This is a genomic window from Cellulomonas sp. P5_C6, assembly GCF_054049635.1.
In genome coordinates, this window is record NZ_JBFULZ010000062.1 from 1 (window position 1) to 20,151 (window position 20,151).

At 71.4% G+C, this 20,151-nt stretch carries 16 protein-coding genes and 1 riboswitch; of the genes, 1 reads left to right on the forward strand and 15 read right to left on the reverse strand.

The annotated features are described in order from the left end of the window. From ACXJKG_RS09335 to ACXJKG_RS09370, 8 genes are all read right to left on the reverse strand, one after another. The coding region (locus ACXJKG_RS09335) for a response regulator (protein ID WP_456845487.1) at nt 1-408 on the reverse strand (408 nt) is incomplete at its 3' end. Next, entirely contained in the window at nt 405-1,529 is a 1,125-nt protein-coding gene (locus ACXJKG_RS09340; RefSeq protein WP_456845488.1) for a sensor histidine kinase, read from the reverse strand. The genes ACXJKG_RS09340 and ACXJKG_RS09335, both read right to left, overlap by 4 nt. Nucleotides 1,530-1,620: 91 nt before the next feature. Then, the gene (locus ACXJKG_RS09345) at nt 1,621-4,323 is read right to left on the reverse strand and encodes an Ig-like domain-containing protein (protein ID WP_456845489.1); all 2,703 of its coding nucleotides are present in this window, start codon (nt 4,321-4,323) and stop codon (nt 1,621-1,623) included. Between the two features lie 64 nt (nt 4,324-4,387). After that, nucleotides 4,388-5,200, reverse strand: a complete 813-nt coding sequence (locus ACXJKG_RS09350; RefSeq protein ID WP_456845490.1) for an exodeoxyribonuclease III — start codon at nt 5,198-5,200, stop codon at nt 4,388-4,390. Nucleotides 5,201-5,243: 43 nt separating this feature from the next. Continuing rightward, complete coding sequence (locus ACXJKG_RS09355) at nt 5,244-5,723, reverse strand: VOC family protein (protein ID WP_456845491.1); 480 nt, start codon at nt 5,721-5,723, stop codon at nt 5,244-5,246. A gap of 68 nt (nt 5,724-5,791) precedes the next feature. Beyond that, nucleotides 5,792-6,673: a bifunctional methylenetetrahydrofolate dehydrogenase/methenyltetrahydrofolate cyclohydrolase gene (locus tag ACXJKG_RS09360; protein WP_456845492.1), complete on the reverse strand. Its 882-nt coding sequence runs from the start codon at nt 6,671-6,673 to the stop codon at nt 5,792-5,794. Then, nucleotides 6,673-7,962 carry a serine hydroxymethyltransferase gene (glyA, locus tag ACXJKG_RS09365; RefSeq protein ID WP_456845493.1) on the reverse strand — a complete coding sequence of 430 codons (1,290 nt, stop codon included), beginning with the start codon at nt 7,960-7,962 and terminating at the stop codon, nt 6,673-6,675. Before glyA ends, ACXJKG_RS09360 begins: the two co-directional genes overlap by 1 nt. Nucleotides 7,963-8,025: 63 nt before the next feature. Then, nucleotides 8,026-8,114, reverse strand: a riboswitch (ZMP/ZTP riboswitch). A gap of 12 nt (nt 8,115-8,126) precedes the next feature. Continuing rightward, nucleotides 8,127-8,630, reverse strand: coding sequence for a GNAT family N-acetyltransferase (locus ACXJKG_RS09370; RefSeq protein ID WP_456845494.1), 504 nt, complete (start codon nt 8,628-8,630; stop codon nt 8,127-8,129). A 39-nt stretch (nt 8,631-8,669) separates the two neighbouring features. Between ACXJKG_RS09370 and purU the strand changes: the two genes are divergently transcribed. After that, nucleotides 8,670-9,533: a formyltetrahydrofolate deformylase gene (gene purU, locus ACXJKG_RS09375; RefSeq protein ID WP_456845495.1), complete on the forward strand. Its 864-nt coding sequence runs from the start codon at nt 8,670-8,672 to the stop codon at nt 9,531-9,533. 93 nt (nt 9,534-9,626) lie between these two features. On the opposite strand, the gene ACXJKG_RS09380 is transcribed toward purU, so the two are convergent. From ACXJKG_RS09380 to pulA, 7 genes are all read right to left on the reverse strand, one after another. After that, on the reverse strand, nt 9,627-10,472 hold the full coding sequence (locus ACXJKG_RS09380; protein WP_456845496.1) for a type IV toxin-antitoxin system AbiEi family antitoxin domain-containing protein: 846 nt from the start codon (nt 10,470-10,472) through the stop codon (nt 9,627-9,629). Nucleotides 10,473-10,929: 457 nt separating this feature from the next. Further along, nucleotides 10,930-11,715, reverse strand: coding sequence for an ATP-binding cassette domain-containing protein (locus tag ACXJKG_RS09385; protein ID WP_456845497.1), 786 nt, complete (start codon nt 11,713-11,715; stop codon nt 10,930-10,932). Nucleotides 11,716-11,774: 59 nt separating this feature from the next. Beyond that, a complete protein-coding gene (locus ACXJKG_RS09390; protein WP_456845501.1) occupies nt 11,775-12,971 on the reverse strand; it encodes an ROK family protein in 1,197 nt (398 codons plus the stop codon). A 62-nt stretch (nt 12,972-13,033) separates the two neighbouring features. Further along, nucleotides 13,034-14,215: a multiple monosaccharide ABC transporter permease gene (gene mmsB / locus ACXJKG_RS09395; protein ID WP_456845498.1), complete on the reverse strand. Its 1,182-nt coding sequence runs from the start codon at nt 14,213-14,215 to the stop codon at nt 13,034-13,036. Beyond that, nucleotides 14,212-15,729, reverse strand: coding sequence for a multiple monosaccharide ABC transporter ATP-binding protein (mmsA, locus tag ACXJKG_RS09400; protein WP_456845502.1), 1,518 nt, complete (start codon nt 15,727-15,729; stop codon nt 14,212-14,214). Before mmsA ends, mmsB begins: the two co-directional genes overlap by 4 nt. A gap of 137 nt (nt 15,730-15,866) precedes the next feature. Then, entirely contained in the window at nt 15,867-17,012 is a 1,146-nt protein-coding gene (gene chvE, locus ACXJKG_RS09405; RefSeq protein WP_456845499.1) for a multiple monosaccharide ABC transporter substrate-binding protein, read from the reverse strand. A gap of 366 nt (nt 17,013-17,378) precedes the next feature. Next, a partial coding sequence (gene pulA / locus ACXJKG_RS09410) for a pullulanase-type alpha-1,6-glucosidase (RefSeq protein WP_456845500.1) occupies nt 17,379-20,151 on the reverse strand: 2,773 nt, incomplete at its 5' end.

The following is a 20,151-nucleotide window of genomic DNA, read 5'->3' on the forward strand; positions in this document are numbered from 1 at the left end:
CCGCGTCACGGTCGGTGAGAGCAGCGCGTCACCGGCGGCCACCACGCGCACGGCCCGGAGCAGGTCAGCCGGCTCGGTGTCCTTGACCAGGAACCCCGACGCTCCCCCACGGATCGCCTCGGCCACGTACTCGTCGAGCTCGAACGTGGTGACGACGACCACTCGGACGCCCGCCGCCCGGGGCTCGTCGACGATCCGCCGCGTCGCCGTCAGCCCGTCGGTGCCCGGCATCCGGATGTCCATGAGCACCACGTCGGGCAGCAGCTCGAGCGCGAGCCGGACCGCCTCGTCGCCGGAGGCCGCCTCACCCACCACCGTCATGTCCGGCTCGGCGTCGATGAGCGCCCGGAAGCCGCCGCGCACCAGGCCCTGGTCGTCGGCGAGGAGGACCCGGATGGTCGTGCTCATCGCGGGACCTCCAGCCGGACGTGGAAGCCGGTCGGCCCGGAGCCCGCCGTCAGCGACCCGCCGACCGCAGCCGCGCGCTCTCGCATCCCGCGCAGCCCGTACCCGTCGACCAGCGGCCCGACCGGCGGCCCGTCGTCGCGCACGTCGAGCACGACCGTCTCCCCCACGACCAGCGTGACCTGCACGGATGCACCCGGGGCGTGCCGGCGGACGTTGGTGAGCGCCTCCTGCAGGACGCGGTGGAGCACGGCCGCAGTCGGCTCGGGGACCGCCACGTCGAGGCCCACGTCGTCGACGACCAGCCCGTCCGCACGCGCCCGCTCGACCAGCGCACCGAGCCCGCCCGCGGGGGCTCGCGGCGCCTCGCCGTCGGCGCGCAGGACCCCGAGCACGTCCCGGACCTCGTCGAGCGCGTCGCGGCTCGCCTCGCGGATCTCGACCAGCGCGCGGCGCGCCGCCTCGGGCTCGCGGTCCATGAGGTGCAGCCCGACGCCGGCCTGCACGGTGATCCCCGACAGCGAGTGCGCGAGCACGTCGTGCAGCTCGCGGGCGATCCGGAGCCGCTCGGCGGCCGCCGCCGACTCCTCGCGCGAAACCCTGGCGGCCCGGACGGCCTGCACCCGCTCGGCGCGGCCCCGGGCGCCCTCCCCCAGCAGCATCGCGACCGCCAGCCCGGTGATCGTCAGCGTCGTGTACACCGGGCTGAGGCCGTCCGGGCGCAGCGCCAGCACGACCACCGCGAGCGCGCCGGCGGTCCCCGCGCTCAGCGACAGCAGCCGTCGTCGGGTGACGCCGAGGGCCACGACGACGAAGCCCAGGGGGACGAGCGCCGGGCCGGGCTCGTACCCGAGCGCGAGGTAGACGACGGGAGCCGCGACGGCGAGCACCGCGCCGACGACCGCGGGCGCCCCGCGCCGGACCACGAGGACCAGGGAGGCCGGGGCCACCAGCAGGAGCAGCACCGCCAGGGCGTCGAACGCACGGGCGGCCGGGTGCCAGGCATTCGCGCCCGCGCAGCCCAGGACCGTGAAGAGCGCGAGGAGCGTGGCCGGGACCGCGATCCAGGCCGACCGCCCGCGGCCCCACGGCGGGCCCTGCCACGGGGCGGGCGCGGGCGTCATCCGCCCACGGTAGCGACGGGCGTGGCGGTCGCGCGTGCTCCGTCGGGAGCGTCGTCGCCGCTCCCGACGGACGACCCTCCCGACGGTGGGACTACGCCCCGCGGCGGCGCAGGAGGACCAGCAGCCCGCCGGCCAGCACGAGCGCGAGGCCCAGCAGCCCCACCGGGCCGGACTCCGCTCCCGTCGTCGCCAGGACCCCGCCGTCGTCGGGCTGCGGACCGGGGGCCGGTGTGGGCGGCACGGGCGTCGGTGTCGGAGTCGGCGTCGCTGCCGTCACCGTCACCGTCACCGTCGTCGTGGCGCACAGGTCGTCGGCGATCGCGGCGCAGATCGTGTACTCGAACGTGTCCGTCCCGGTGAAGCCGGCCTCCGGCACGTAGTGGGCCGTGCCGCCGTCGATCGTGACGGTCCCGTGGGAGGGCGGGCTCGTCACGGTCGGGGGGGCGACGCTTCCCCGGTCGTTGCCGGACAGGTCGATGTCGACGCCGGTGCCCTCGGTCGTCGTGGCGGTGTCGGGCTGGGCGACCGGAGAGACCTCGACCGTCACTCGCGCCGTCGCGCACAGCCGCGGCGCACCGTCGTCGCAGACGATCGCTCCGTAGAAGTCCCTGCCCGCGAACCCGCCCAGCGGCACGTAGGTGGTCGACCCGGAGAGCGAGACGGTGGCGTTCCCGCTGCGGGGCGGGATCCCGCGGAAGACCGTGAGGGTGTCGCCGGCGTTCGGGTCCGCGATCACCAGCGTCCCCGTCACCGGGGTCCCCGTGGTGGTGACCAGGGTGAGCGGCTCGATGGTGGGCGGGTCGTTGCCCGGTTCCACGGTCACCGTCACGAGCGCCGTGTCGCACAGCGGCAGCGGCGGCGGAGTCGTCGTCGGCGAGCAGATCCGGTACTCGAACGTGTCCGTGCCGGTGAACCCCGGCGCCGGCGTGTAGGTCGCCTCGCCCGTCGTGGGGTCGAGGAGAACCGACCCGTTCGCCGGTGCGGTCACGGGCGTGGCGTCCAGCGGGGCGCCGTCGCTGTCGTTGGAGAGCAGCGGGATGACGACCTGGGTGTCCTCCGCCGTCGTCGCGACGTCGTCGTGCGCTCGGGGGTACACGTTGAGGGTGACCGTGCCGGTGTCGCACGCGGGGACGGGCGCTGCGTTGTCGCAGACCTGGAACTGGAAGACGTCGATCCCGGCGAAGTCGAGGTCGGAGACGTACCCGAACCCACCGCCGGGGGCGAGGTCGAGGACGCCCTCCGCCGGCCCCGAGCTCACCGTGAACGTCAGCTCCTGGCCGGCGTCCGGGTCCGTCGCCGTGACGCTGTGGACCAGCAGGTGTCCCGTGGTCGTGTCCAGCACCAGGTCGTCGGCGACCGGCGGCTGGTTCAGCGGCGGCGGGACGGCCAGAACCAGGGTGGACACCCGGGACGCGTCCGCCGACCCGTCGTTGTTGGCCGGGACCGTGTCGATCGTGCTGGACGTCGAGCTCGCCACGTTCAGCAGGGTCGAGCCTGCCGCCGCCGTCACCGTCCCGGCGAACGACAGCGCCACGACCTGGTCCAGCGCCAGCGTGCCCACCGACCAGGACAGGACGTTGCCGACGAGGGTGCCGGTCGTCGACGCCGGGTCGAGCGTGAAGCCTGCCGGGAGCGTGTCGCTGACCACCACGTCCTGCGCGGACGACGGGCCGGAGTTGTGCACGGCGATGGAGTACGCGACGGTGCCGCCCTCGAGCACGGTCGCCGGGCCGGACTTGCTCACCGTCACGTCCGCGTTGTCGGGCGCCGGCGGGCCTACGCAGATCGGGGTCGCCGCAAGCACCGCGACCGTCGTCCGGACGACGTTCTGGATCGTCCCGGTCTCGACGTCGAACACCTGGCCGGGCGGCGCCACGGACTGCACGCGGATCGGGTCGGTCGCCGAGCTCCCGACGAAGCTTCCMTGCACCCGGGTGGTGCCCGAGAACTGGTACGCGCCGAATCCCCCGACCGACCCGTCGTCCGTGAGCCCGACCGCGCTGGTGATGCCGGCCTGGCTCTGCTGCCAGCCGCCGTTGTTGGTGAAGTCGCCACCGACCTGCACCAGCCCGGAGTTGCTCGACGTGGTGCCGTTGTTCATCAGGGGGCCTGCCGTCGTGACGGCGCAGGTGTTCTGCAACGCACCCGAGCCGTTGATGGTCAGGCCGCCACCGACGACGAGCGCCCCCGAGTTGGCCAGCGGACCGTTGACCGTCGCCCCGCCCTGCACCGTGAACGTCCCCGAGTTGTCGACGGTGACACCGGAGTTGAGGTTCATCGAGCCCTCGACGACGAACGCCCCCTCGTTGACGAACGCGCCCGCCGCCGGACTGAAGCCCGTGGCCACGGTCAGCTGGGCGTCCGGCGCGACGTGGATGTCCGATGCCCCGTTCACGCCCAGGCCGACGAACGCCGCCGTGCCCTCGACGTCGAGCGAGAACCCGGCGGAGACGACGATCGACGGCATCACCAGCGACGCGCCGGCCGCCACGACCATCGCGCCCGCCGCGTTGTTCATGTAGAGCCCGGTCAGGGTTGCGCCCGGCCCGACGCACAGCGTCCCGCCCGCCGGCAGGGAGTCGATGCCGCCCGTGAAGCTCGTCGCGACCAGGACGACCTCCCCGGGGGCGACCCCGACCGACGAGGCGCCGGGATCCTGCGTGCGCGTCGGTGCCGCGCACTGCGAGGCGAAGTCGGCCTGCGCGACGGACGACGGCACGACCACCAGGGCGGCGACCGCAAGGACCAGCGAGAGGAGCGCCGCTCCGGCACGGATCGTCGTCGACCTCAGCACGCGCGCCCCATTCGTCCGTTCCCCTGTTCGGACACCGTACCCAAAACGTTTCGGGTACCGCTCCTCAGAGGTCGTACTCGACCACCACCGGCGCGTGGTCGGAGAAGCGCTCGGCGTACGTGGCGGCCCGGTCGACCGTCGCGCGCACGGCGGCGTCGGCGAGGTCGGGCGTGGCCAGCTGGTAGTCGATGCGCCAGCCGGAGTCGTTGTCGAACGCCTGCCCGCGCCAGGACCACCACGTGAACGGCCCCGGACCGTCGCCGCCCAGCTCGCGCCCCAGGTCGTGCCAGCCGAGGTCGTCGAACCACCGGTCGAGGTAGGCGCGCTCGCGCGGCAGGAAGCCCGCCGACTTCAGGTTGCCCTTCCAGTTCTTGATGTCGGCCTCGCGGTGGGCGATGTTCACGTCCCCGGCGACGACGGCGTACCCGCCCTGCTCGGCGATGTCCGCGAGCCGCCCGGTCACGTGGTCGAGGAACGCGTACTTCTCGTCCATCGACGGCGTCCCGAGCGTGCCCGAGTGCAGGTACGTCGACACGACGGTGATGCTGCGCGACGGCGCGCCCTCGTGCGCCGGCAGGGCCAGGTCCGCCTCGACCCAGCGGCCCGAGTCGCCCGTGACCCCGGTCCTCAGCCCGATCCGGACCGCCGTCATGGGCAGCCGGCTGGCGATGGCGACGCCCGCGCGGCCCTTGGTCTCGCTCGCCTCGTGTGCCAGGTGCCAGTCCCCCGGCGGCAGGTGGTCGGCCAGGATCTCGTCCGTGGCGCGCACCTCCTGCAGGAGGATCACGTCGGGCTTGCGCGCCTCCAGCCAGGCCCCCATCCCCCGCTTGTAGGCGGCCCGGATCCCGTTGACGTTCACGCTCGCGATGGTCAGCACCGGACCATCCAACCTCAGTTCGCCCACACGACCGGACGGCCGCTCACTCCCCGCGGTACGCCCTCTCGAGGCCCTCGACGTCCAGCTTGCCCATCGTCAGCATCTCCGCCATCGCGCGCGCCACGCCCTCGGCGTCGGGCCGGGACATGATCTCGTCCAGCTGCACGGGCACCACCTGCCACGACACCCCGAACTTGTCGACGAGCCAGCCGCACTGGCTCGGCCGGCCGCCGTCGGCGATCAGCGTCTCCCAGTAGTGGTCGACCTCCGCCTGGCCCGGGCAGTCGAGGACGAACGAGAACGCCTCGTCGAGCACGAACACCGGGCCGGCGTTGAGGAACGTCGCGCGCATGCCGTCGATGGACAGCTCGACGATGAACTCCGCACCCTCGTCGACGCCCGGTGTGCCCGGCGGCGCGGTCACGACGGAGTGGATGGTCGTCCGCGGGATGACCTCGGCGTAGAACCGCGCCGCCTCGGCGGCCTGACGGTCGAACCAGAGGTGCGGACGGACGATGCCCATGACTGATCTCCCTCCGACGACCGGGGCCGGCCGCCACCGCACCAGCCTGGCCCCGATCGTGGAAGTTTTCAGCCCAGCAGGCGCTCGGCGGTGTCCACCACGTTGCTCAGCAGCATCGCGCGGGTCATCGGACCGACGCCGCCCGGGTTGGGCGACACCCACGAGGCGACCTCGCGCACGCCGGGGTCGACGTCGCCGACGACCCGGCTCTTGCCGGTCTCCGGGTCGGTCGACCGCGAGACACCGACGTCGATGACGACGGCGCCCGGCTTGACGATGTCGGCCGTGATGATCCCCGGGACCCCGGCCGCGGCGATGATGACGTCGGCGTTGCGCGTGTGCTCCGCCAGGTCCTCCGTGCCCGTGTGGGTGAGCGTGACGGTCGCGTTGATCTCCCGCCGCGTGAGCAGCAGGCCGATCGAGCGCCCAACGGTCACGCCCCGGCCGACGATGACCACGTCCGCCCCGTGCAGGTCGACGTCGTGCCGCAGCAGCAGGTCGATGATGCCCCGCGGCGTGCACGGCAGCGGAGACGTGACCGGCTCGTTGACACGCAGGACCAGGCGCCCGAGGTTGGTCGGGTGCAGGCCGTCGGCGTCCTTGTCGGGGTCGACGAGCTCGAGCACCCGGTTGGCGTCGATGCCCTTGGGCAGCGGCAGCTGCACGATGAACCCGGTGCACTCCGGGTCCTCGTTCAGCCGGCGCACGGCCGCCTCGATCTCGTCCTGCGTGGCCGTGGCGGGCAGGTCCTCACGGATCGAGGCGATGCCCACCTCGGCGCAGTCCTTGTGCTTGCCGGCGACGTACCAGCGCGAGCCGGGGTCGTCGCCGACGAGCAGGGTGCCGAGGCCCGGGGTCACGCCTCGCGCGGCGAGGGCGACCACCCGCTCGGTCAGCTCCGCCTTGATCCGGGCCGCCGTGGCCGTCCCGTCGAGAAGCCGAGCCGTCATCAGTACTGCTGCAGGTCGGAGTACAGGGGGAAGGACTCGGTGAGCTTGAGCACCCGGGCCCGGAGCGCCTCGACGTCGGTCGCGGCACCGTTGATCAGGGCGTTCGCGATGATGTCCGCGACCTCCGTGAACTCGGCGTCGCCGAAGCCGCGGGTGGCCAGCGCCGGCGTGCCGATGCGCAGGCCGGAGGTGACGCGCGGGGGGCGCGGGTCGAAGGGCACCGCGTTGCGGTTCACGGTGATGCCGGCCTCGTGCAGGAGGTCCTCGGCCTRCTGGCCGTCGAGGTCCGAGTGGCGCAGGTCGACGAGCACGAGGTGCACGTCGGTGCCGCCGGTGAGCACGGAGACGCCGGCCGCCGTGACGTCCGGGGCCGAGAGGCGCTCGGCGATGAGGCGGGCGCCGTCGAGCGTGCGCTGCTGGCGGTCCTTGAACTCCTCGGTGCCGGCCACCTTGAACGCGACGGCCTTGGCGGCGATCACGTGCATGAGCGGGCCGCCCTGCTGGCCCGGGAACACGGCCGAGTCGATCTTCTTGGCGTACTCCTCGCGGCTCAGGATGAAGCCCGAGCGGGGGCCGCCGATCGTCTTGTGCACCGTGGAGGACACCACGTCGGAGTGCGGGACGGGGCTCGGGTGCAGGCCCGCGGCCACCAGGCCGGCGAAGTGCGCCATGTCGACCCAGAGCTTGGCGCCCACCTCGTCGGCGATGGAACGGAACGCCGCGAAGTCGAGCTGGCGCGGGTACGCGGACCAGCCGCCGATGATCACGTCGGGGCGCTGCTCGAGCGCCTTCTCGCGCACGACGTCCATGTCGACCAGGAACGTCTCGGGGTCCACCCCGTAGGCGCCGACCTGGTAGAGCTTGCCGGAGAAGTTGATCTTCATGCCGTGCGTGAGGTGGCCGCCGTGCGCCAGCTCGAGGCCGAGGATCTTGTCGCCCGCGTTGATCAGGGCGTGCAGCACGGCCGCGTTCGCCGTGGCACCCGAGTGCGGCTGGACGTTGGCGTGCTCGGCGCCGAACAGGGCCTTGGCACGGGCGATCGCGATGTTCTCCGCGATGTCGACCTGCTCGCAGCCGCCGTAGTAGCGGCGGCCCGGGTAGCCCTCGGCGTACTTGTTGGTGAGCACGGAGCCCTGCGCCTGCAGGACGGCGCGGGGCACGAAGTTCTCGCTCGCGATCATCTCGAGCGTGCCCTGCTGGCGGGCGAGCTCACCGTCGAGGACGGCGGCGATCTCCGGGTCCAGCTGGGAGATGTTCTGATCCATCAAGGGGATCTGGTCGGCGCTCATCGGCACTCCTGTTCGCAGTCAGCGTGTACGCGCGCACCGGCACCCGCACACTCGTGTGTGGTGACCGGGGGCCCAGGCGTCCGACCCGTTGGTCTGCTGCTGCGTCGCTCCCCGGTGGTGACCCACCCGTTTCGCCAGTCGCGACGCGGACAGGCTACCAAGGCTCAGCCCTCGTCGGAGCCGTCGCCCAGGATCTTTCGCAGGTACGCGTAGGTGAGGTCACCGGCGGTCTGGTCGTGCTGGTGCTCGTACCCGTGCTTGGCGTACAGCGCGAGGTTCTGCACCGAGTCACGGCCGGTGAACACCCAGACCTCCTCGATGCCCTCGGGCAGGAACGGCAGGATCGCCATGAGCATCTGGGTGCCGAACCCCTGCCCCTGCAGGTCGGGGGCGACCGCGAAGCGGCCCAGCGTCGCCTTCGGGCCCTCGATGAGCACGCGGATCGAGCCGACGAGGCGGTGGCCGTACCAGCCGCCCAGCGTGATGACGCCGTCCTTCTGCAGGTCAGCCTCGAGCTCCTCGAGGGTTTGCGTGAGCGGCGGGATGTGCGGGTCGCCGTACTGCTGGGCCTCGGTCACGAACGCGGCGCGGCGCAGCGTGAGCAGCTCGCCGGCGTCGTCGGGGGTCACCGAACGGATCTGGAGGTCGGCCTGCGTCATGCGGCCCATCGTGTCAGCCGATCCGCGCGACCACTACTCTCGGACCTCGTGTCCTCCGACTCACTCGACAGCATTCACTGGGTCCTCACCCTCTCCTGCCCCGACCGCCCCGGGATCGTGCACGCGGTCGCCGGGCTGCTGGCCGAGCACGGAGGGAACATCACCGAGTCGCAGCAGTTCGGGGACCCGCTGTCGGGGCTGTTCTTCATGCGGGTGCAGGTCACTGCATCGACGCCGCGGGACGAGCTCGAGGCGGCGTTCGCGCCCGTGGCCGCGCGCTTCGCGATGGAGTGGTCGCTCGACGTCGTCGGCCGCCCGGTCCGCACGCTCGTCATGGGATCGACCGCCGCACACTGCCTCAACGACCTCGCGTTCCGCCAGCGGTCCGAGAACCTGCCGATCGACCTGGTCGCCGTGGTGTCCAACCACACCGCCCTGGAGCCGCTGGCCGCGTTCTACGGCATCCCGTTCCACCACGTCCCCGTGACGGCCGCGACCAAGCAGCAGGCCGAGGCCCGGCTGCTCGAGCTGGTCGAGGAGCTCGACGTCGAGCTCGTGGTGCTCGCGCGCTACATGCAGATCCTGTCCGACGACCTCTGCCGCGCCCTGCCGGGCCGCATCATCAACATCCACCACTCGTTCCTGCCCTCGTTCAAGGGCGCCCGGCCGTACGCGCAGGCCCACGACCGCGGCGTCAAGCTCATCGGCGCCACCGCCCACTACGTCACCGGCGACCTCGACGAGGGCCCGATCATCGAGCAGGACGTCGAGCGCGTCGACCACTCCCGCCACGTCGACGACCTGGTGGCGCTGGGGCAGGACGTCGAGCGACGGGCCCTGGCCCGGGCCGTGCGCTGGCACGCCGAGCACCGCGTGCTCCTCGACGGCCACCGCACGATCGTCTTCCGCTGAGCAGTACGACCCGCTGACCGGTCGACGTCGGCGGGCGGCGGGAGCGGCACCCGTTCGCGTGAAGACTTCGTTGCGCTCAGCGGAACAAGGTCTTCACGCGAGCACAGGGCAGGTCGGCGAACAGCGTCGCGCTCGACCTGTCCAGCCGCGCGAGCGCAGCGCAGCCACCACCTGCGCGGCCGTGGCGCACGGTTCGCTCACCACGTGCTGCCACCGGTATCGCAGGGTGATCTCGGACCGCTCGATCAGCACCGCGTTGTCGCGCCACGTGTCTCGGTCCGTGCGGCCGGACGGATGGGCGAGCTGCCCGTCCAGCTCGATCCGGACGCCGAGCCCGACATGCACCCGGTTGGCCCGGATCCAGCGCCCGCCGGTCCGCTCGCGCACCYGGGCGTGTGCGGTGGGCAGCCGGTGGCGCCGTTCGACGTCGCGGACGTAGCGGTGCTCGAGCGGCGACTCGATGCCCTGGCCGTCGTCCCCGAGCAGGTCCTCCACCAGGTCACGGTGCCGGAGGAGCCGCCGCTCGCCGGCGTACCTCAGGAGCCGGCCGGGCAGCACGCCAGCGCGGACCGCGTCGCAGACGAGGCCGACGACGTCATCCTCCGAGTCGATCTCGTGCACCAGGTCCAGCACGGTGTCATCGACGCCGGTGGCTCGGATCGGCCCGCCCGCGTACGGCATCGTCCGCCGGCGCCGCACCACGAGACCGGGCGGTATCGACACGACGCGGCGGGCGGGGACGCTCACCACGATCTGCGGGCCGGGCGCCGAGACGACCCCGTGCACGAAGGCCGCCGAGGCGTGCGAGAGAGCGGCACCGTCGCCGGCGTAGAGCACAGCTCCACGAGCGCGCTCCCGCCACGTGATCGCGCCCGAGTGCAGGGCGACGACGCCGCGCCACAGCCGCTGCCAGTCACCTTGGGCAATTCGTCGGGACACGACCGCACGGCCCACTCCCCACGCATGCAGCTGCGCCGATGTCACCACGGCCTCCTGCCGGACGACGGTGCTCCGCGCGGCAACGTCCAGCTGGGGTGGGAACCGAGCCGGTCGGGGTGCAGGGCGGGCGTCGCTCACGGCCGCAGTGTCCCGCGGGAGCGAGATCGACGACGCCGGCAATCCACAGCCCCGGTGAGCATGACTCGCCGCGGCGGCCGGCTAGGGGCGCACACCCGGAGGACTCGCGGGCGCGGCGCTGCATCGCGCCGCCGGTGACCGCGACGCGCTGGGGGTTCGCGTGAAGACTTTGTTTGCGCTCAGCGGAACAAAGTCGTCACGCGAACCGCTGGGCGCCGGCCCGGCGGTGCCGGCGACCTGCCGGACGGCTGAGCCGCGGTCTCCGCAACCCGGCACGGCCGACAGGCCCGCGACCTCAACGGCCGAGGGGCCCGCGGGGTCAGTGCAGCGCGCCCATCCGGCGCAGCATGTCGCTGTTGTCCAGGCTGGTCGCCCCGGTGATCGCGGCCAGGACCGATTCGTAGGTGGCGCTGGAGGCGTCGAACGAGCCGTTGTTGCGCCCGTGCCGCAGCACGACGATCCGGTCGGACACGGCGCGCACGTCGTTCATGTTGTGGCTGATGAGGATGACGCCGTGGCCCAGGTCGCGCAGGCGCTCGATGTACGTGAGCACCTCGGCGGTCTGCGCGACGGACAGGGCGGCGGTGGGCTCGTCGAGCACGACCAGGCGCGGGGACCCGATGAGGGTGCGCGCGATCGCGACCGCCTGGCGCTGCCCCGCCGAGAGCTCGGACAGCGGCGTGCGCACCGACGGGATGCGCAGGGTGAGGTCGCGCAGGATCCCCCGGGCCACCTGCTCCATCCTCCCGTCGTCGAGCAGCACCCCGTCGGTCAGCTCGCGGCCGAGGAAGATGTTCGACGTCACGTCGAGGTTGCCCGCCAGCGCGAGGTCCTGGAACACGGTGGCGATGCCGAGCGCGTGCGCCGCGGACGGCGAGGGGATGGTCACCTGCTCGCCGTCGATCTCGATGATCCCGGAGTCGGGCGTGAGCACGCCGGAGATCACCTTGGCCACCGTCGACTTGCCGGCGCCGTTGTCCCCGACGAGCGCGACCACCTGGTGGTCGAACACGTCGAGGTCGACGCCGACGAGCGCCTCGACCGCACCGAACCGCAGGCTGATCTGCCTGAGGGACAGCAGCGGCACCCGGGGGGATGCGCTCATGACCTCACCTGCTCCTCGTTGGGCACGTACCTGCAGTGAAACCCCGCCTGGTTCGCGCGTCAATCGTCGTCCTCCTGCTGGCTCGCCGACCGGGCCTGGTCGTCGGAACGCTGGACGAAGTCGGTCGACCGCAGCACGAGCTCGAGCGCGCCGATGACCTCGGCGCGCTGACCCAGCTCGGCGGGCACGACCTCGAGCGGGGCGATCTGGTTGAGCAGCACCCGGTGGCGGATCGCCTCGCGGAGGGGGCCGAGCAGGAGCTCCCCGGTCTCGGCCAGCTCGCCGCCGACCACGATGCACTCCGGGTTCACGGCCATGGCCAGCCCGGAGACGACCTCGCCGATGGTCGACCCGGCGTCGGCGATCACGCGCGCGCACCCCGGGTCGCCGTCGATCGCCTGCTGGATGACGTCGCGCAGCGCGAGGGAGCCGTGGCTGGACCGCAGCGGCTCGAGCAGGGCGGCGGCGCCGACGACGGTGTCGAGACACCCGCGGCTGCCGCACCGGCAGATGTCGCCCTGGGGGTCCACCTGCACGTGGCCGATCTCGCCGGCGGTCCCCGCGAAGCCGCGGTGCACCTGGCCGCCGATGACGATCCCCGCGCCCGTGCCGTACGACGCGCGGACGTACACGGAGTCCCGGTAGATGCGGGACGCGCCGTGCGCGCTCTCGGCGAGCGCCCCGAGGTTCGCGTCGTTGTCGACGAACACGGGGCTCGCGAGGCGCTTGGACAGCACGTGGGCGACGTGGACCTCGTCCCAGCCGCGCATCATGCCGCGCACGGAGATCATGCCGGTCGTGCTGTCGACGGGCGCCGGCAGGCCGACCCCGATGCCGACGACCTCGTCGCCGGTCGAGCCCACGCGCTCGAGCAGGTCCGCGACCAGCAGGGCGGCGCGGTCGAGGCTGGTGTCCACCCGGTGCTCGGGGGGCAGCGGGAGGGTCTGCTCGGCGACGACCTCGCTGGTCACGTCGCCGAGCGCCACGCGCAGCTGCCGGTGGCCGATGATGATGCCCACCGCCAGACCCACCCGGTGGGCGAGCGTGACCATCTGGGCACGTCGCCCGCTCCGGGTGGTGTTCCGCGTCTCGACGACGCCGGCGCCGAGCAGCTCCTTGACGATCGTCGAGACGGTCGCGGCCGACAGGCCGGTGGCACCGGCGAGCTCCACCTGCGTGAGCCCGCCGTGCCGGTGGACCGTCTCGACGATCAGGGCCCGGTTCGCCTCACGGAGCGACGACTGGGAGCCCGACATCGTCAGTCGCCCTCCCACGCCCGCGAGCATAGCCCCGAGCCTCTGCCCCGATCGGTCGTTCGTCAGCGCGCCGCGCCCGCGCGCCGCTTGTTGTAGATGTCGAACGCGACGGCCAGCAGCAGGACGAGTCCCTTGACCATCTGCTGCACCGACTGGTCGATGCCCATGAGCTGCATGCCGTTGCTCATGACGGCCATGATCAGGCCACCGACCATGGCGCCCGTGACCCGGCCGACGCCGCCCGTGGTGGACGCACCGCCGATGAAGCAGGCGGCGATGGCGTCGAGCTCGAACATGTTGCCCGCGCCCGGCTGTGCGCCGTTGGACCGCGACGAGTACACGACACCGGCGACGGCGGCGAGCACGCCCATGTTGACGAAGATCCAGAAGTTGACCTTCTTGACCTTCACGCCCGATAGCTGCGCGGCCGAGAGGTTGCCGCCGATCGCGTAGACGTGGCGGCCGAAGACGGTCTTCGTCGTCACGACCGTGTAGGCGATGATCAGGATGCCCAGGATGATCAGCACGATCGGCAGGCCACGGCTGCGGGCCAGCTGGTAGGTGAAGGCCATGCCGACGAGCCCGACCAGCACGATCTTGGTGACGAAGATCGGCATCGACTCGACGACCTGCTGGTACTTGATCCGCCCCTGGCGGGCACGCACCTGGCTCACCGCGTAGCCGAGCACCGCGATCGCGCCGATGACGAGCGTGAAGACGTCGATGCCGTTGCCGCCGAGGAACCCGTTGAGGAAGCCACCGGCGATCCGCTGGTACTCGGCCGGGAACGGCGAGAGCGACACGTTGTCGAGCACGCGCAGCGTCATGCCGCGGAACAGGAGCATGCCGGCCAGCGTCACGATGAACGCGGGGATGCCGACGTACGCGACCCAGAAGCCCTGCCAGAAGCCGACCAGGAGGCCGACCGCGAGACCGGCGAGCACGCCGACCCACCACGGGAGCCCCTGCTTGATGACGACCACCGCGGAGACCGCGCCGGTGAGCGCGACCACCGACCCCACCGACAGGTCGATGTGACCGCCGACGATGACGATCATCATGCCGATCGCGAGGATGAGGATGTACGAGTACTGGAGGACGATGTTCGTCACGTTGCCCGGGGAGAGCAGGACGCCGTCGGTGAGGATGGTGAACAGCCCCACGATGGCGACGAACGCGACGACGATCCCACTCTGACGCAGGTTCCTCGTGAAGAGGTCCCTCAGGCCTGCCATGGCGGTCATCGAACCTGGTCCCTTTCCTTGGTCATGAGCTCCATCAGGTTCTCCTGAGTCGCCTGCTCCCGCGGCAGCACACCGGTGATCCGGCCGGCCGAGAGCGTGTAGATCCGGTTGCAGATGCCGAGCAGCTCGGGCAGCTCCGAGGAGATGACGAGCACGGCCTTGCCGGCGTCGGCGAGGGCGTTGATCAGCGTGTAGATCTCGTACTTGGCGCCGACGTCGATACCGCGCGTCGGCTCGTCGAGGATGAGCACCTGCGGGTCCGTGAAGAGCCACTTGCTCAGCACGACCTTCTGCTGGTTGCCGCCCGAGAGCTTGCCCGCCAGCGCCAGCACCGTCGGCGCCTTGATGTTCATGCTCTGGCGGTACTCCTCGGCGACCTTGATCTCCTCGTTCGCGTTGACGAACCCGGAGCGGGACACCTTGCCGAGGTTGGCGGCGGAGATGTTGGACCGGATGTCCTCGATGAGGTTCAGGCCGTACTTCTTGCGGTCCTCGGTGGCGTACGCGATGCCGTGCGAGATGGCCTCGCTCACGGTGGACGCCTTGATCTCCTCGCCGTGGAGGAAGAGCCTGCCGGAGATGTTGCTGCCGTAGGACCGGCCGAAGACCGACATCGCGAGCTCGGTGCGGCCCGCGCCCATGAGCCCGGCCAGGCCCACGATCTCGCCCGCGCGCACCGAGAGGGCGGCGCCGTCGACGACGATGCGCTCGGGGTCGGTCGGGTGGTGCACGGTCCAGTCCTCGATCCGCAGCACCTCCTCGCCGATGGTCGAGTCGTGCGGGGGGAACCGGTGGCCGAGGTCCCGGCCGACCATGCCGCGGATGATCCGCTCCTGCGTGACCTCGTCGGCCGCCATGTTCAGCGTCTCGACGGTCCGGCCGTCGCGGATGATCGTCGTGGTGTCGGCGATCTCGGCGATCTCGTTGAGCTTGTGCGAGATCATGATGCACGTGATGCCCTGGGCCTTGAGCTGGCGCAGGAGCCCGAGCAGGTGCTCGGAGTCGTTGTCGTTCAGGGCCGCGGTGGGCTCGTCGAGGATCAGCAGCTTCACCTCCTTGGAGAGCGCCTTCGCGATCTCCACGAGCTGCTGCTTGCCGACGCCGAGCTGGCCGATCGGGGTGACCGGGAGCTCGTCGAGGCCCACCCGGGCGAGCAGGGCAGCCGCCTCGGAGTTGGCGCGGTTCCAGTCGATGAGCCCGCGCTGCGAGCGCTCGTTGCCGAGGAAGATGTTCTCCGCGACCGACAGGTACGGGACGAGGGCGAGCTCCTGGTGGATGATCACGATGCCCTTGGCCTCGGAGTCGTTGATCGACCCGAACTGCACCTCCTCGCCCTCGAAGAGGATCGACCCCTCGTAGGAGCCGTACGGGTACACGCCGGAGAGCACCTTCATGAGGGTGGACTTGCCGGCACCGTTCTCGCCGCAGATCGCGTGGATCTCGCCACGCTCGACCGACATCGACACGTCCTGCAGTGCCTTGACGCCGGGGAAAGTCTTGGTGATGGCTTGCATCTCGAGAATGGGGTTGGCCACGCGGCTTCCACCGTCCTTCGTCGTGCAGGGCTCGGTCGCCGGGCCCTCCGCTGGTGGGGGTGACCCCCGACCGGCCGGCACGCGGTGCCGGCCGGTCGAGGGTCAGGTCGAACGGGTCAGGCCTGGCCGCTGGCGACCTGGTCGGCCGTCCAGTAGCCCGAGTCGATCAGCAGGCTCTGGATGCCGTCCTTGACGACGACGTCCGAGTCGAGCAGGAAGGACGGGACCACCTTGACGCCGTTGTCGTACGTCTTGGTGTCGTTCGCCTCGGGCTCGTTGCCCGCGAGGAAGGCCTGCGCGGAGACGATGGCCTGGTCGGCGAGCTTGCGCGTGTCCTTGAAGATCGTCGAGTACTGCACGTCGTCGTTGATCAGCTTGACCGACGCGATCTCGGCGTCCTGGCCGGTGACGATCGGCATGCCGCCGGAGATCGCCGGGCCGTAGCCGGCGTTCTGCAGCGCCGTGATGATGCCGCGCGACAGACCGTCGTACGGGGACAGCACACCCTGGACCTTGGAGCCGTCCGAGTAGGTCGACGTGAGGAGGTCCTCCATGCGCTTCTGCGCCGTCTCCTGCAGCCAGCGCAGCGTGGCGACCTGCTCGATGTCGGTCTGGCCCGACTTCACGACGAGCGTGCCGTTGTCGATGTACTCCTGCAGCGTGTCCATCGCACCCTGGTAGAAGAAGTGCGCGTTGTTGTCGTCCAGCGAGCCCGCGAACAGCTCGATGTTGAACGGACCCGCCGCGTCACCCTTCGAGCCGTCGTCCTTGAGGATGCCCAGGCCGGTCAGCAGCGAGGTCGCCTGCTGCACGCCGACCTTGTAGTTGTCGAACGTCACGTAGAAGTCGACGTTCTCGCTGTCGCGGATCAGGCGGTCGTACGCGATGACCGGGATGTTCGCGTCGGCGGCGGCCTGGAGCTGCGTGGCCAGGGCGGTGCCGTCGATCGAGGCGAGGATCAGCAGGTCCGCGCCCTTGGTGATCATCTGGTCGATCTGCTGCTGCTGCGTGGGGATGTCGTCCCCGGCGTACTGCAGGTCGACCTTGTAGCCGGCCTTCTCGAGGCCCTCCTTGACGGCCTTGCCGTCGGCGATCCACCGCTCCGAGGTCTGCGTCGGCATTGCGACGCCGACCGTGAGGTCGCTCGCGTCCTTGGTCGCACCGCTGGTCGCCGCGTCGTCGCCGCCGGCGCCGCTGCCCGAGCATGCGGCCAGGCCGAGTGCGAAGACCGCACCCACTGCCGCGATAGTGATCCGTCGCATTGCTGTGCTCCTTCTCGTCGTTGAGGGCCCGGTGACTCGGGCCTGGGAGTGCTCGGGTTCGTCGAACAGGCAGCATCTGCGCTCCCGGTCCGGTGTCCCGGCTGCGACCGTCGGTAGTGCTCCGTCGGGTGCAGCGGCCCCAACCTTGTTACATTCGTTTCTCGAAGTCAATCGACCTCTGAGCGTGTGAACATCACGAAGTCATTACGAAGTGAACGCTAACAGGTCACCTTCAGGACGTATCCCCGCGCTCTTGGCTTCGCGCCACGAAGACAGTGGTCCACGTCACGAGACACCGAAGGGCCCCGCGACCGAGGTCGCGAGGCCCTTCGCCCTCACCGGTTGCCGCTGCGGCGGCTCGTCGGCTCACGCCACGTGCGAGGCCCACCACCCGCGGAACGAGTGCCACCAGCCGCCACCGTGGTGGCCGCTCGCGTGGTTCTCCACCAGCACCGCGACGGTGCGGGGCGGGACGGTCACGGTGCCGCTGGCCTTGTCCCAGCTGGTGCCCTTGACCACCGGGTCGCTGCCCTTGGCCTGGACCGGCGACAGGGTCAGCCTGTGGCCGCTCAGCGAGGACACGGTCTGGGTGGTCGCCTCGTCGGACGCGTTGACCACCACCAGCACCCCGTCGAGCTTCTTGTCCACGTCCTTGGCCCACGTCCTCGTCGTCGCGTCCCAGCCGGGCGCGTCGTCGATGGTCATGACGACCACCCCGGGGTCGGCGTCCGGACCGGAGCCCGGGAAGCCGACCTTCTGCTCGATCAGCTGGGCGGACCCGAGCCGGAACAGCGGCGTCGAGAAGCGCAGCCGCAGCAGGTCGTCGGCGGCCTTGGACGCGGTCGCGATGTCGGCCGGCGTCGGCTTGAGGGCCGGGTCGGCCAGCAGCGGCTGCTGGTAGGGCCACTTGTCCACGTTGTCGGCCTTCGGCGGCAGACCGCGGCCGAAGCCGTTGTCCTGGCCGGACAGGTCGAGGCTGTTGAACCAGTCGCCCGAGTTGAAGCTGTTGCGGTCGAGCGACTTGCTGCGCAGCAGGTCRGCGCCCGCGTGCCAGAACGACGGGGTCTGGGCCAGGGCCGTGGTCGCCAGCGAGACCGTGTTCATGCGCACCCGGTCCGCCATCGGGGTGTCCGTCGGCAGCTTGTAGGTGAGCGAGTCCCACAGGGTCTCGTTGTCGTGCGCGTCGACGTAGGTGATGACCTCCTCCGGGGAGTCGGCGTACCCGGCCGGCTGGCCGTTGTAGTCGATCTCCKACCCCTTCTGGACCGTCCCCGCGCTCGTCTCGAACGCGAAGTCCCGCAGGTTGCCGGCCATGCCGAGCCGGACCAGGTCGCCGTCGTGCGCCGCCCGGGCCAGCTGTTGGGCCTCCGTGCCGTTGATCGGGTCCCCGTTCGGGTCGGTGCCGCCGCCGGAGCCGAAGCCCTGGATGTGCGGGTTGGCGTCGAACGGACCTCCGCCGCGGACGGCGTCGCGCAGCCGGTCGGAGAAGGTGCCGATGCCCGTGCCGCCCAGCTGGCCCTGCGTGGCCTGCGTGAACAGCGCGTTGTCCATCACCTCGCCGAAGTTCCAGCCCTCGCCGTAGAGGTAGACCTTCGACCCGTCGACCCCGTCCTTCTTGGGGGTCAGCGCGTCCAGCCCCGCGCGCACGGCCTTCATGGTGTCCACCGAGTGGTGGCCCATGAGGTCGAACCGGAAGCCGTCGACCTTGTAGTCGCGGGCCCACGTCACCACCGAGTCGACCATGGCCTTCTGCGCCATGAGGTGCTCGGTCGCCACGTTCTGGCAGCAGGTCGAGTTCTCGACCGTGCCCGTGGCGGTCAGCCGCTGGTAGTAGCCGGGCACGACGCGGTCGAGGATCGACTGCGGCGACTGCCCGCTCGCGGTGGTGTGGTTGAACACCTGGTCGAGGACCACCTGCAGGCCGTCGGAGTGCAGGGCACCGACCATCGTCCGGAACTCGGCCACGCGCGCCCCGCCCTCGGGGTTCACCGCGTACGAGCCCTCGGGCGCCGACCAGTGCAGCGGGTCGTACCCCCAGTTGAAGCCGTCCGCGTCGGCCACGGCCGTCACGCAGGCCTGCTGCTGCTCGGAGTCCGGGGCGTACGACGCGAGGTCGCAGTCCGGCGTCTTCTGCAGGGCGCGGTCCTCCTGGATCGACGCGATGTCGAAGGTCGGGAGCAGGTGGATCGTGGTCAGCCCCGCCTTCTGCAGCTCACGCAGGTGCGTGCGTCCGGCGCCGTTCGTCGCGAACGCGAGGTAGGTGCCCCGCTTCGCGGCGGGGACCGTCGTGTCGTTGATCGAGAAGTCCCGCACGTGCAGCTCGTAGATCGTCTGGTCCACGGGCCGCACCACCGGCTGCTTCGTCTTCTCCCACTGCGACGGCCGGAACGCCTTGTCGGCCAGGTCGACCAGGACCGAGCGGGTCGAGTTGGTGGTCAGCGCCACCGAGTAGGGGTCGGTGACCTGGTTGACCTCGACCTTGTCGGTGGTCGGCGCGTAGACCGTCACCTCCCAGAGGTACTGCGCACCGGCCCACGACTTCGCGCCGGCGACCGTCCACGAGCCGTCGGTCTGGCGCGTGGCCGTGACCCGCTGCGGGTCCGCGGTGGCCGAGCCGGTCCAGAGCAGCAGGTCGACCTTCTGCGCCGTCGGCGCCCACACCGCGAGCGACGGGACGCCGCTCTTGCTCCAGGTGGCACCCAGCGCGCGCTTGCCCGCCTTCGCCGCGTACAGGTCGTCCAGCACGCCCGGGACCTGCACCCCGGTCGCGGCCTGGTACGTGCCGTCGGCCGCCTGCTGGGTGACCAGCAGCGCGCCACGGAGGAGCTCCGCGGCCCGGGCGTCGTCCCCGACGTGCAGCGCCAGGTACCCCGTCGCGAGCGCGGGGAACCGGGCCAGCTGGGCCGCGGTGAGGCCGGTCGGGTCGTACGTCAGCGGCACGGGGACGCCGTCGTCGCCGACGAGCGCGCCGTCCTGCACCGACATCCCGCCGACGGCGGAGCTGTGCAGCGCGAACGTCGAGGTGGCCGGGTCAGCAGCCCAGTCGGACGGCCACGCGATGGTGCCACGGTCGATCCACAGCGCCTGCTGCAGGCCCGCACCCGGCAACGGCGGGTCCGTCACCTGGATGGTGAGGACG

Bases quoted from the DNA above. Each gene is read 5' to 3' on its own strand.
- ACXJKG_RS09340 (WP_456845488.1), bottom strand. From the start codon at position 1,529: ATGACGCCCGCGCCCGCCCCGTGGCAGGGCCCGCCGTGGGGCCGCGGG.
- ACXJKG_RS09355 (WP_456845491.1), bottom strand. From the start codon at position 5,723: ATGGGCATCGTCCGTCCGCACCTCTGGTTCGACCGTCAGGCCGCCGAG.
- ACXJKG_RS09360 (WP_456845492.1), bottom strand. From the start codon at position 6,673: ATGACGGCTCGGCTTCTCGACGGGACGGCCACGGCGGCCCGGATCAAG.
- ACXJKG_RS09370 (WP_456845494.1), bottom strand. From the start codon at position 8,630: ATGGGCCGCATGACGCAGGCCGACCTCCAGATCCGTTCGGTGACCCCC.
- ACXJKG_RS09385 (WP_456845497.1), bottom strand. From the start codon at position 11,715: ATGAGCGCATCCCCCCGGGTGCCGCTGCTGTCCCTCAGGCAGATCAGC.
- ACXJKG_RS09390 (WP_456845501.1), bottom strand. From the start codon at position 12,971: ATGTCGGGCTCCCAGTCGTCGCTCCGTGAGGCGAACCGGGCCCTGATC.
- mmsB (WP_456845498.1), bottom strand. From the start codon at position 14,215: ATGACCGCCATGGCAGGCCTGAGGGACCTCTTCACGAGGAACCTGCGT.
- mmsA (WP_456845502.1), bottom strand. From the start codon at position 15,729: ATGCAAGCCATCACCAAGACTTTCCCCGGCGTCAAGGCACTGCAGGAC.
- chvE (WP_456845499.1), bottom strand. From the start codon at position 17,012: ATGCGACGGATCACTATCGCGGCAGTGGGTGCGGTCTTCGCACTCGGC.